The sequence below is a fragment of the Chryseobacterium endophyticum genome (genome assembly GCF_056333165.1).
In genome coordinates this window covers 52,774-65,731 of sequence record NZ_JBWGXE010000005.1, presented here as the reverse complement: position 1 = coordinate 65,731, position 12,958 = coordinate 52,774, and the positions used below count along the sequence as shown (strand labels likewise).

Below are 12,958 nucleotides of genomic sequence, written 5' to 3'. Positions count from 1 at the left end.
AGGATAATAACCATTGAAAATTAAAACATTAAGTTTTAAATCAGCAAAACTCAAACTCACAACACCCCAAAACTCTAAAACTCTCAAACCCTAAAACTCTCAAACCCAGCCTACCTCACCGGCGTTCTGAACTCACCATACCCCATCAGCCCGTCATAATTTCTTCCGAAAGGAGCGTAATAGAGGAATGCCTGATACAGATTCTCGGTCTGCCAGAAATTACCATTGATTTCCCCGAAATCCAGGCGGCCGTCCGCGCTTTTGGTGGCTAATATATAATTATAGAAACCCTGTTTCAGATAGATCCGGGCCACATATTTTTTGGTTTCGGCATCATACTGCATTTGGTTTTCTTTATTCGGGATAAAACCGTTGAACCCACCCAGGACATAAATATCCTTGTCGGCAGGATCGGACTCGAGAGAGAAATAGACCCATGAATAATCGGCTTCCCTTTCCGCGTCCCTTTCTCTTCCGAGGTCATTTCTCCGGTAATACCAGGCTCCGTTTACGTCCGGCTGATATTGGTAATTCAGGGGAAATGCCCATACCGGATGAAGATAGGTATTATTGACCCCGTCTTTCACTTCTGTGGCGCGAACCATATCCGCGGCCATGTTCATGTTTTTATTGTCAAAATAATAGAATTCATTATTTCCCGGGAATACCAAAGAAAGCTGCTGGAAAAGCAACTGGCTGCCCATTGTTGAGCTCGGCTTTAAATTGTTCACCGTGACATTCGGATTATTATTCTGCATCACATTCAGGGTCATCGAATTGACATTGGAGGCAAGCTCGCCGCCTTTGGAAACCGCTTTTACCTCTACCCTCTGGTTGGCGTCAGGATTTCTGGCATCTGCAAATCTTGAAACGCCCACGGCAAGGGTCGCAGCATTTTCCACCACGTAAAACCTTCTGGTAAACAAAGGCTTGTCGGCAGAATCTTTATAGACAATGATTTCGAAGTTACCCGAGATCTTCAGCTGCATTTTATCATTCGGGAAATTCAGTTTGTAGTGGGTGTACGACTGAAGCGTATTGAATGAATACTGAAAACTGTCTAATAAACCGTTCAAGCTTCCTGTGGCATACTCCGTAAAGAAAAGGTTGTCATCTTCCCAGTTCCTGTTGTAATGCTTGATCGTATAGCGGTAGATCTGGCTGGAATTGGTAAGGTCGTCGAAGCTGAGCACCAATTGCTGATTGGAATAAATAACCGGCGTTTCATCGTTGGTCTGCGGGTTAAACAACTGGATGCTTTGGATATTCTGCCCAAAGACAAAACCACTCAGGGTAAGTAAAAGTATTCGCAAGGTTTTCATTATGACGAAGATAAAGAAAAATCATTTCAAACCATAACAGATTAAATCTTTATTCCTTAAAATATCGCTTCCCGGTCCTGAAAATCTTTCATCTTATTTTTAAACCCAAACTTTTGTGCCTACATTTGCGTCTTCAAAAACATTTATCATATGCTTCAGATACAAAGTTTCGTATTTAATTTTGCGAGCGAAAACACATACATCCTTTATAACGAAAATAAAAATGCCTGGCTGATCGATCCGGGAAATATGAATGAACAGGAAACCAAAATTCTCGGTGACTTCATCACAGAAAAAGGCCTGAAGATTGAAAAGATCCTTTTAACCCATGCTCATATCGATCATATTCTTGGGCTCCAGTGGGCGGCGGACACTTTTAAGGTTCCCGTCTATATGCATCAGGAGGATAAAGAAGTCTTAGACATGTTCCAGATCAGCGGAATGCGGTTCGGGATAAATGTCGATCACATCCATGCGGACATCCGCTACCTTAAAGAAGGAGACGAATTGGATCTTGACGGCGAAAAATTCAGGATTTACCATGTTCCGGGGCATTCCCCGGGAAGTATAGTCTATCATCATGAAGGGGAAAAGTTCATGATCTCAGGAGATGTTCTTTTTGAGGGGAGCATCGGGCGAACTGATCTTTTTAAGGGGAATTATGAGCAGCTGATTGAAGGAATTAAAACCAAGCTTTTCATCCTTGATCCCGAAACGAAGGTATTTTCCGGCCATGGAAATCCTACAAGTATTGGTTTTGAGAAAGAATATAATCCGTTTTTCAGATAGTGATGCAGGGCGGGCGTTACTTATGTGTATTATCCACAGGATTTTCCATCAAATAAAAAAGCTGTTCCAAAAAGAACAGCTTTTACATTTTATATGATACCGTTGCAAAAAGCCATCAACCGACAACCCGCAACGATCAACCAAATTTATTTCCATTTAATATTGCATCCCATGCTTGGCCTCTGGATTTCTTCCTGAGGTTCACCTGCCAATAGATTTTCAAAGGCAATAATCAAATCTTCACCGGTAACATCCTTATGATTCCCTGGTCTTGAATCATCCATCTGACCCCGGTAGATGAGATCTAATTTTTCATCAAAGAAAAAGAAATCGGGTGTGCACGCAGCATCGTAAGCTTTGGCAATAGCCTGGCTCTCGTCATACAAATACGGAAAGTCGAATTTTCTTTCGATCTGGAATTCGATCATCTTCCCCGGAGCATCTGCAGGATATTTTTCCACATCATTGGAATTGATGGCGATGAATTCAATCCCTTTTTCATTATAATCTTCATACAGTTCGTTTAATTTGTCAATCACGTGCAGAACAAACGGACAATGATTGCACATAAAGATCACCAGCGTACCTTTCTCACCTTTCAGATCATCCAAAGACTGTATCTCATTCCTTTTTGAGGGGTTCGGAAGTTCGAAAAACGGTGCTTTTGTACCTAAATCGATCATATTTGAGGGCGTATTCATAACTTTTTTATTTGATGGCAAAGATAAAGATTTTCCTGATTATTTTAGTAAGGAAGATGGATGCAGGAAGTAAAAGGACATTAATTGAGCATGACTATAAATCTTATTAATTTTTACAATAATTCTAACACGTAGACCTTTTAACTCCCATTCTTACTGGATCTAAACAAGTTGTAACAGTCTTCAAACTTTAACTTCAAAAAATTTAACTCTCAATTTGTTTGGAAGATATGTTCAAAAGTTTGTAGTTTTGCTAACACTGTTAGTAAATAAAAATCATGGGTTTACATGAACGCCGTCAAAGAGAAAAAGAAAACATACGTGCCAGTATCCTGGATGCGGCTTTTTCTTTGGCTAAAACCGAAGGCTGGGCTTCACTTTCCATGAGAAAAATTGCCGATGCCATAGAATACAGTGCACCGGTAGTTTATGACCATTTTGAAAACAAAGAAGCTATTTTATATGAAATCTCATTGAATGGTTTCCATTGTTTACATATTGAATTGTTGAAAGCTCAGAGAGAACACGACAATCCTGAAGATCAGTTAAAGGCGATTGTGGATGCTTACTGGAAGTTTGCCTTTAAAAACAAGGAGTATTATCAGCTGATGTTCGGATTGGGAATGCAGTGCAGCGGAAAAGGGATGATGAAAGAAGAATTTTCTTCATTCCAGGATATGCTGTATGACTGTACTTACGAGATTATCAAAAAGAAAGGATCAAATCCTGCGAATGCCTGCCATTCATCACATGCTTTGTTTTCTGCTATCCACGGACTGATCTCAATCATGATGATGCGCAATGATGATATTCCTTCCACGATGAACAAGACGACTTTGGATGAAACGGTTTCCGCATTCATCAAGTCTTTATAATTTTTTTTGAACTTAAAATTAACACCGTTAGGAATATTAACACCTAATTAATAATGATATAAAAAAATATTCATGCAAGACTAAAAATATGCGGTGTTTTTTCACAATAGTTAACACTGTTAGTAAAAATAACACATTTTAAATTTCAACTATTTACTTTTAAAACTTTTAAAACAGATTTTATCATGATTACAACTACTAATTGAGTATTACATATTCCGGATTTTTTTTATTCACCATTAACACTGTTAGGAAATATAACGGAATAAAAATTAAAAACAACATTACTTTATTTAACACTTCATTAAAAATTTAAACTCAAAATGAAAATATTTGGAAAAACGAGGATCATCGTACTTATGGCAAGTATTATCCTTTTACAAAATTGCACCAAGGCAGCGGAAGGATCGAATGCAGCTCCACCGCCACCCCAATTGCCTGTTTATACCGTAACGACCTCTCCGGCTACCGTTTACCAGGAATTTCCGACAGCCCTTGAAGGAAAAAACAATGTAGAAATAAGATCCCAGGTTGATGGGTATCTTGATAAAATTTATGTAGAAGAAGGGGCTTATGTAAGAGCCGGACAGCCTTTATTTAAAATAGATTCGAGAGCATACGGCGAGCAGATGAATATGGCTTCAGCGAATCTGCAGGTAGCCAATGCCAATATTCAGAAAGCGAAGGTTGAGGTTGACAGGCTAGAGCCTCTGGTTGCTGCAAAAGTAGTCTCTGACGTACAGTTGAGAACGGCAAAAGCCAATTATGCAGCTGCCGTGGCCGCCGCTTCACAGGCAAGAGCATCTGTGGGAAGCGCAAAAATCAATGTAGGATTCACAACCATTACAGCACCGGTAAGCGGCTATATAGGGAGAATTCCTTATAAAAAAGGAAGCCTGATCTCAAGAACGGATCCGAATCCGCTGACTCTGTTATCCGATATCAGTGAGATTTACGCATACTTTTCTTTGAGCGAGCTGGATTTCATTGCTTTCCAGAATAAATACCCGGGAGCAACTTTAAATGAAAAACTGAAAAACATGCCGCTGGTAGACCTGGTAATTGCCGACAATACCATTTATCCTGAAAAAGGAAGAATGAGCATCGTAGACGGTCAATTTGACAAAACCACCGGAGCCATCAGCGTTCGCGCGGTATTCCCGAATGCCAACGGAACTTTGAGAACCGGAAACACAGGCAGGGTGCGCATGCCTCAGCTTTTCGACAAAACTTTGGTTATTCCACAGGAATCTACTTTTGAAATTCAGGACAAAACCTATGTGTATGTACTTGGAAAAGACAAGAAGGTAACCGGAAAACCTGTGACAATTTCAGGGAAAACGGACAGCTATTACTTTATTTCTGAAGGTTTGTCTGCGGGAGATAAGATCGTATTCACCGGAATCGGGGTATTGAAAGACGGGGTTACGATTCAGCCGAAAGTGATTTCATCTGACAGCCTGCTTAAAGCCAGACCTTTATAACAGTTTAAATTTCTTTAACCACAAAAGTCAAAACAGTGTTTTTTAAAGCCTGGTCTACTGACATTTTAAAGTAAACATTGTGAATCAGTTAGGCTTTTGGTGGAAGAAAGTTTAAGCAACATTAAAAAATAAACTTCTTATGTTAAAACAATTTATAGAAAGACCGGTACTTTCCACCGTTATTTCCATCATACTTTTATTATTGGGTGCTTTGTCACTCTTTAATTTGCCCATTGCCCTGTTTCCGGACATCGCGCCGCCAAGCGTTCAGGTGACCGCATTTTATCCGGGAGCGAATGCAGAAGTTGTAGCCCGTTCGGTAGCAACGCCAATTGAAGAAGCGGTGAACGGAGTGGAAAACATGACCTACATGACCTCCAACTCGAGTAACGACGGAACGATGACACTGAGCGTGTTTTTCAAGCAGGGATCAGATCCGGACAATGCTGCCGTAAACGTTCAGAACCGTGTATCGAAAGCGATGAGCCAGCTTCCGCAAGAAGTGGTACAGGCAGGAATTTCGACCCAGAAAGTTCAGAACAGTATGATCATGTTTATGGGATTAACCAGTAATGACCCCAAACAATACGACGAACTTTTCTTACAAAACTATTTAAAGATCAACATCATCCCGCAGATACAGCGTATTCCGGGGGTTGCCCAGGCACAGGTTTTCGGTACAAGGGATTATTCCATGAGACTCTGGCTGAAACCGGACCGACTGGCCGCCAATGGACTTTCTCCCCAGGAGGTTTTAAATGCCGTAAAAGATCATAACCTGGAAGCCGCTCCCGGACGTCTTGGACAGGGAAGTAAGGAAACGTACGAATATATTTTAAAGTATAAAGGTAAATTAAATAAAAACGAAGACTACGAAAACATTGCCATCAAAGCCAACAGCGACGGCTCATTCCTGAGACTGAAGGATGTGGCGAGAGTAGAATTCGGTTCGTACACGTATACTGCAGCCAACAGAGTGGATGGGAAACCGGTATCCGGTTTTGCCATTATGCAGACCGCAGGATCTAATGCCAATGAGATTCTTACGGAAATTGAAAAGCAGGTCGATCAGTTTAAAACTACCCTTCCAAAAGGAGTTGAGCCGATCATCATGTACAATTCCAAAGACTTTCTGGATGCTTCCATTCATCAGGTGGTAGAGACTTTGGTCATTGCCTTTATCCTGGTATTTATTGTCGTGTATATTTTCCTACAGGACTTCAGGTCTACCTTAATTCCTGCGATTGCCGTTCCTGTGGCGATTATCGGTACGTTCTTTTTCCTACAGCTGTTTGGTTTCAGTATCAACATGTTGACTTTGTTCGCTTTGGTACTCGCCATCGGTATTGTGGTGGATGATGCGATCGTAGTGGTAGAAGCCGTTCACTCCAAAATGGAACATACGGGAATGCCCGTGGAGCACGCCACCATGAGTTCAATGAGTGAAATTTCCGGTGCGATTATTTCCATTACGTTGGTGATGTGTGCCGTGTTTATTCCGGTTGGATTCATGCAGGGGCCTGCGGGTGTCTTCTACAGACAGTTTGCCTTTACACTGGCCATTGCGATTATGATTTCTGCAGTGAATGCCTTGACCTTAAGCCCGGCTTTATGTGCAATGTTTTTAAACGATCCGCAGGGACAACATGGAGAATATGGTAAAAAAACAGGATTTGGAGCAAGATTCTTCAATGCTTTTAATACCAGCTTTAATAATTTAACTAAAAAATACATTTACAGCCTTAAATTTTTAATTAAAAATAAATGGGTTGCCGTAGGAGGATTAGTATTGATTACTGCCGCAAGTATTTTCTTAATTAAAAAAGCACCGTCAGGATTTATTCCTACAGAAGATCAGGGATTCATTCTGTATGCAGTAAACACCCCTCCCGGAAGCTCACTGGACAGAACCCACAGGGCTACCGAACAGATCGATAAAATCATCAATGGTGAAAAGGCCAAAAATCACCTTTGGGTGGCAGACGGTCTGAATTTCATCAGCAATGCCAATGCCTCTCCGTATTCTGCAGGTTTTATTAAATTAAAAGATCATGACCAGCGTGGTGAAATAACAGATCCTGATCAGATTGCCGCGGGATTGACAGGGAAAGTTTCCCAGGTAAAAGATGCAAGTGCATTCTTCTTCAACTTTCCTACCGTTCAGGGATTTGGTAACGTTTCCGGTTTTGAATTTATGCTTCAGGATAAAACTAACGGATCCCTGGAAAATTTAGGAACAACCACCCAGGCTTTCATCGGAGAGCTGATGAAACGTCCGGAAATTGCTTTTGCTTTCACTACTTACGCAGCTGGAAACCCACAGTTTACAATCGAAGTTGATAGTGATAAGGCTAACCAGCTGGGAGTTTCCATTACAGAATTGATGCAGACGATGCAGATTTACTATGGAAGCAGCTTCGTTTCAGATTTCAACAGATTCGGAAAATACTACAGGGTGATGGCGCAGGCCGATATTCCTTACAGAACGGACGCTAACTCCCTGGAAGGAATTTATGTTAAAAATAAATCCGGCGAAATGGTTCCTGTAAAGACCCTGGTGACCTTAAAAAGAGCTTTCGGGCCTGAAACAGTGACCAGAAACAACTTGTTCAATGCAGTAACCATTAACGGAACGCCAAAACCTGGCTACAGTACCGGAGACGCGATCAAAGCCGTGGAAGAAGTAGCAGAAAAATCACTTCCGAGAGGCTTCGGATACGAATGGACAGGAATTACCCGCGAAGAGATCAAAACCAGCGGACAGACTGCTTTTATCTTTATGCTAAGTATTTTGTTCGTCTACTTCCTGCTGGCGGCTCAGTATGAAAGTTACATTCTTCCGTTTGCGGTTATTTTAACAATTCCTACAGGTATTTTCGGCGTATTTGCTTTCACAGGATTGGCAGGAATTGACAATAATATTTACGTTCAGGTCGGACTCATCATGCTTGTCGGATTGTTGGCCAAAAACGCAATCCTTATTGTTGAATTTGCCGTACAGAGAAGAAATGCAGGAAGATCTTTACTGGAAGCTGCACTTCAGGCTTCGAGATTACGTCTGAGACCGATTCTTATGACCTCATTTGCATTCATCGTCGGGATGTTACCGCTTGTGTTTACGCAGGGCGCTTCTGCAAAAGGGAATCATTCCATTGGTTTCAGTACTGTTGGCGGAATGTTGACCGGTGTGGTATTCGGAATTTTCATCATTCCGGTAATGTTTGTGATCTTCCAGTATTTACATGAAAAAATGCCAAGCAGAAAGAAGAAAAGACTTCAAAGACAAAAACTGGAAGCTGAACTTTTAGCGACCCATTAAAAAAGAATTACCACTTTAAGAGATTTGAATTCAAACTAAAATTTTAAACGCAAAGATTTATTAACTCCAAATATTTCTTTGCGTTGAAAAAATTAAAAAAATTATAGCAGAATAATTTCGGAAGCAATCTCTCAAAGTTTTGTGATTCATTATAAATTAAAAATTATGAAAAGAATATTCAATATCATCATCGCTTTCGGACTGGCTCTGGGTTCGGTCTCCTGTGTGTCTAAACTGGCATACACAGAGCCTGAACTTGAGCTGCCTGAAACATTCAAATATACCGCAACAGCCGATACGGCAAGTGTTGCCAACCTGGAATGGAGACAGTTTTTTAGCGATCCAATGTTACAAACATTGATTGAAAAAGGAATTAAAAACAATTATGATCTACAGATTGCATTAAAACAGGTCGCTTCATCGCAGGAGAAACTAAAACAGGCTAAATACCTTCAATATCCTGACGTAGGCTTCGGAGTTTCTGCACAGATTTCAAAACCTTCGAAAAACAGCATGAATGGGCAGAGTTTGAATCTGTTTTTAGGAAAAAGCTATGTTGAAGATTATAATGCAGCATTCAATTTATCTTGGGAAGCAGACATCTGGGGGAAAATAAAAAACCAGCAGGAAGTTTCCAGAATGCAGTACCTACAGACTTATGAAGCCACGAAAGCAATTCAGACACAAGTTGTGGCAGCGATTGCCCAGGGGTATTACAATCTTTTAATGCTTGACAAGCAATTACAGATTGCTCAATCGAATTTAGAATTAAGTGCCAATACCCTTTCCCTGACCAAAAAATTATGGAAAAGCGGCGACACCACTTCGCTCGGCGTACAGCAGGCCACCGCTCAGAAGCAATCTACCGAACTTTTAATTACACAACTGGAACAGAATATTGCCATCCAGGAAAATGCTCTGAGTATTTTGGTCGGTGAAAATCCCGGTAAAATTACCCGAACCATTGAAATGTCTGAAACGTCTTTGCCACAGGATATCTCGGCAGGACTTCCGGCAGCGATGGTAAGCCGTCGTCCGGATGTTCGCCAGCAGGAACTGGTGTTGTTGGAATCCAATTCAGTTGTAGGCATTGCCCAGGCCAATATGTACCCTTCATTGAAAATCACAGCAAACGGCGGTGTAAATTCATTCAAGATCGACAACTGGTTTCAGATCCCGGCTTCCCTGTTCGGGTCGGTTTTGGGAAGCCTGACCCAGCCTATTTTCCAGAAAAGACAATTGAAAACAGATTTAAATGTTGCTAAAATACAAAGAGAGAAAAATGTATTGGCGTTCCGTCAGTCTGTTTTAAATGCGGTAGGAGAAGTTTCTGATGCTTTGGTTTCAAACGAAAGCTTAAAAGTACAGGAAGCGAAAGCAGCCGAACAAGTGACTACCTTAAAAGACGGCATCAAAAGTGCCGAAATGCTTTATAAAGGCGGAATGGCCAACTATTTAGAAGTCATAACCGCCCAGGGAAACTCTCTGCAGGCTGAGCTGAATCTTGCATCCGTGAAAAGACAGCGACTGAGCAGCATTGTAGATCTATATCGGGCTTTAGGAGGCGGATGGAAGTAGTAATTAAATTATATTTTGTTTTTGAATGCAGTCTTTAGGGGCTGCATTTTTTGTTTAAATGTGCTAACCGTTAAGATTTTGATTAAGAAATTAAGCTCAATTAAGAAAAACAAATAGATTTATGCAAAAAACGCAGTTCATCTTAAATATTAGCGATTTCTGACAGATATTTTTATGTTTAAATTAAACGCAAAAATCTCCAAAAGAATCTGTGAAAATCTGTGAAATCTGCGGGAGATAAAACTAAAGTTGTTCATTAATATATCCAATCAACCTATTAAAATTCTCCTGCGAGTATCCCAAGGACAAATAGTGAATATCATCCGCTTTCCGGTACCAGGTCAATTGTCGTTTGGCGTATCGCCGGCTGTTTTTCTTTATTTCGGAAACGGCAAAATCCAGATCCCATTCGCCATCAAAATACTTGAATAATTCAGCATAACCCACTGTATTTAAGGCTGTCAGATGTTTAAATTTCTCTAAACCTTTTGCTTCTTCCAATAATCCTTTCTCCATCATGATATCCACTCTCCTGTTGATTCTGTCATACAACTCTTCCCGCGGCGCTTCGATCCCGATCCTGATTGCATGAAAATCTCTGGAATCCTGAGAAACAGCGATCTGTTCAGAATATTTCTTATCCGTCTGCCAGATCACATCAATGGCACGTAAAAGCCTCCGGTGATTATGGATATCGACGATTGAAAAATAATCCGGGTCAAGTTCTTTTAATATTTCCTGAAGTTTTTCAATACCTTCATGCTCCAAAATTCCCTGAAGTTTTTCCTGATTTTTTTCGTCAGCTTCCGGTAAGTCATTCAGACCTTCAATGACTGCTTTCTCGTACATCATACTTCCGCCCACCAGAACAACAACATCATATTTTTCAAAAAGTTCATCAAGTTTTTTTAAGGCATCTTCTTCATATTGCCCGATCGAATAATAGTCTTCCACTGAAAGATTACCGATAAAATGATGAGGTGCTTCCGCCAACTCTTCTTCTGACGGTGAAGCAGTTCCGATTTTCATTTCCTTAAAAAACTGGCGGGAATCGCAGGAAATAATTTCCGTACCGAAATATTTCGCCAGATCAATAGCCAGCCTTGTCTTTCCAATCCCGGTGGGACCGACTACAGAAATCAACTTTTTCTTTTTCACATCGCTAATTTACGAAAATGAGTTTATTTAACCGGTTGGAAGATTGAAGTTAAAATCGGTATTCATTTATATCCACGACAATCTTCCCTATTCGTGCATCCAACTTCCAGCCTTACTACTTTAGCTAAACTATACACTTAAATGTTTATCTTTGTACAACAATAAAAAACTATGATTTTATCAATGACCGGCTTCGGTAGAGCCGAAGGTGTTTTTGAAGGAAAAAAGATTACCATAGATATTAAGTCACTGAACAGCAAAAGCTTTGATTTGAATATTAAAATTCCTTTACGTTATAAAGAAAAAGAATTTGAGATCAGAAAAATTCTTAACGACAGGATTATTCGTGGAAAAGTAGACTGCTACATCAACCTTGAGAATCTTGAAGAGTCTACTGATGTGAAAATTAATAAAAATTTAATTGATTCTTACATCAGCGAACTCCGTAATATCGCTTCAGACGGACCGGATTTCGAATATCTTAAAATGGCGGTAAGGCTTCCGGATGCGATCACCTCAAGACCCGATGAGCTGTCAGAAGGCGAATGGGAATCACTGGCGAAAATCGTAACTGCCGCACTCGACCGATTTGAAGATTTCAGAAAAACAGAAGGAAAGATTCTTCATGAAGAACTGGAAAGAAATTTGCAGAACATTGACAAAAATCTTGGTGAAGTTATCCCTTTTGAAGAAGAAAGAATCAATGCGGTAAGAGAACGTTACCAGAAATCTTTGAAAGACTTTGAAAATGTAGATGAAACACGATTCTACCAGGAAATGGCCTATTTTACGGAAAAACTCGATATCTCGGAAGAAAAAGTACGGCTTGCGCAACACTTAAAATATTATAAAGAGGTGATGGATAATGAAGATTTCAATGGTAAAAAACTGGGATTCATCTCTCAGGAAATAGGCCGTGAAATCAATACTTTAGGATCAAAAGCCAATCATGCACAGATCCAGAAACTGGTAGTCATGATGAAGGATGATCTGGAAAAAATTAAGGAACAAACGTTAAACGTATTATAATTAGTTAATAGGTTTTAGTTGATGGTTGTTGGATTTCTGCTGCGATCAACGAACAACCATTAACCACTAACAATATGAATAAAGTTATCATATTTTCAGCGCCGTCGGGAAGCGGAAAAACCACATTGGTAAAGCATTCCCTGGAGGTTTTTGATGAGCTTCAGTTCTCCATTTCGTGCACCACAAGGCAGCCCAGAGGGACTGAAGTGCATGCTGTGGACTATCATTTCCTGACTCCTGATGAATTCAGGCAGAAAATCGCGGAAGATGCTTTCGTAGAATTTGAAGAAGTGTATACCGATAAATATTACGGAACGCTGAAATCAGAAGTGGAAAAAATCTGGAATGAGGGTAAAACAGTAATTTTCGATGTTGATGTAAAAGGAGGAATTTCTCTTAAAAAATATTTCGGAGAACAGGCTTTATCGATATTTATTGAGCCTCCTTCCATCGAAGAACTGGAACGAAGATTGATTTCCAGGAATACGGATGATGCGGAAACCATTAAAACACGTGTCGCCAAAGCGGAAGAAGAAATGTCCTACGCCAAACAATTTGACAAAATCGTGATCAACGCCGATTTAGACATAGCAAAAAAAGAAATAGAAAGTTTAATAAAAAATTTCGTGAAAGAAACCAGAAGCTAGAAATTAAAAGTTAGTTTTTAAAAAGTAAAATTTTAACTAACATCTAATTTCTAAAA

Annotated in this window: 10 protein-coding genes; 7 read left to right on the top strand and 3 right to left on the bottom strand. The window is 40.1% G+C overall.

Annotation, left to right across the window (positions count from 1 at the left end):
- Positions 1–110 precede the first annotated feature (110 nt).
- Positions 111–1,322 carry a type IX secretion system plug protein gene (locus AC0N32_RS12580; RefSeq protein WP_476394217.1) on the bottom strand — a complete coding sequence of 404 codons (1,212 nt, stop codon included), beginning with the start codon at positions 1,320–1,322 and terminating at the stop codon, positions 111–113.
- A 150-nt stretch (positions 1,323–1,472) separates the two neighbouring features.
- On the opposite strand from AC0N32_RS12580, the gene AC0N32_RS12575 reads away from it, so the two are divergent.
- Positions 1,473–2,111, top strand: coding sequence for an MBL fold metallo-hydrolase (locus AC0N32_RS12575; protein WP_476394216.1), 639 nt, complete (start codon positions 1,473–1,475; stop codon positions 2,109–2,111).
- Positions 2,112–2,257: 146 nt separating this feature from the next.
- Here the strand turns inward: AC0N32_RS12575 and AC0N32_RS12570 are convergent, their stop codons facing one another.
- Positions 2,258–2,812 (bottom strand): thioredoxin family protein, encoded by a 555-nt coding sequence (locus tag AC0N32_RS12570; protein WP_476394215.1) that lies wholly within the window; start codon positions 2,810–2,812, stop codon positions 2,258–2,260.
- 278 nt (positions 2,813–3,090) lie between these two features.
- Here AC0N32_RS12570 and AC0N32_RS12565 point away from each other — a divergent pair, with 278 nt between their 5' ends.
- The 4 genes from AC0N32_RS12565 to AC0N32_RS12550 all read left to right on the top strand — a co-directional run bounded on the left by AC0N32_RS12565 (position 3,091) and on the right by AC0N32_RS12550 (position 10,068).
- On the top strand, positions 3,091–3,687 hold the full coding sequence (locus tag AC0N32_RS12565) for a TetR/AcrR family transcriptional regulator (protein WP_476394214.1): 597 nt from the start codon (positions 3,091–3,093) through the stop codon (positions 3,685–3,687).
- 323 nt (positions 3,688–4,010) lie between these two features.
- On the top strand, positions 4,011–5,171 hold the full coding sequence (locus AC0N32_RS12560) for an efflux RND transporter periplasmic adaptor subunit (RefSeq protein ID WP_476394213.1): 1,161 nt from the start codon (positions 4,011–4,013) through the stop codon (positions 5,169–5,171).
- A gap of 139 nt (positions 5,172–5,310) precedes the next feature.
- A complete protein-coding gene (locus AC0N32_RS12555; RefSeq protein ID WP_476394212.1) occupies positions 5,311–8,490 on the top strand; it encodes an efflux RND transporter permease subunit in 3,180 nt (1,059 codons plus the stop codon).
- Positions 8,491–8,655: 165 nt separating this feature from the next.
- Positions 8,656–10,068 carry an efflux transporter outer membrane subunit gene (locus AC0N32_RS12550; protein ID WP_476394211.1) on the top strand — a complete coding sequence of 471 codons (1,413 nt, stop codon included), beginning with the start codon at positions 8,656–8,658 and terminating at the stop codon, positions 10,066–10,068.
- A gap of 243 nt (positions 10,069–10,311) precedes the next feature.
- On the opposite strand, the gene miaA is transcribed toward AC0N32_RS12550, so the two are convergent.
- On the bottom strand, positions 10,312–11,226 hold the full coding sequence (gene miaA, locus AC0N32_RS12545) for a tRNA (adenosine(37)-N6)-dimethylallyltransferase MiaA (RefSeq protein ID WP_476394210.1): 915 nt from the start codon (positions 11,224–11,226) through the stop codon (positions 10,312–10,314).
- A gap of 171 nt (positions 11,227–11,397) precedes the next feature.
- On the opposite strand from miaA, the gene AC0N32_RS12540 reads away from it, so the two are divergent.
- Positions 11,398–12,255 carry a YicC/YloC family endoribonuclease gene (locus AC0N32_RS12540; RefSeq protein ID WP_476394209.1) on the top strand — a complete coding sequence of 286 codons (858 nt, stop codon included), beginning with the start codon at positions 11,398–11,400 and terminating at the stop codon, positions 12,253–12,255.
- A 74-nt stretch (positions 12,256–12,329) separates the two neighbouring features.
- Positions 12,330–12,902: a guanylate kinase gene (gene gmk / locus AC0N32_RS12535; protein ID WP_476394208.1), complete on the top strand. Its 573-nt coding sequence runs from the start codon at positions 12,330–12,332 to the stop codon at positions 12,900–12,902.
- Positions 12,903–12,958 lie beyond the last annotated feature (56 nt).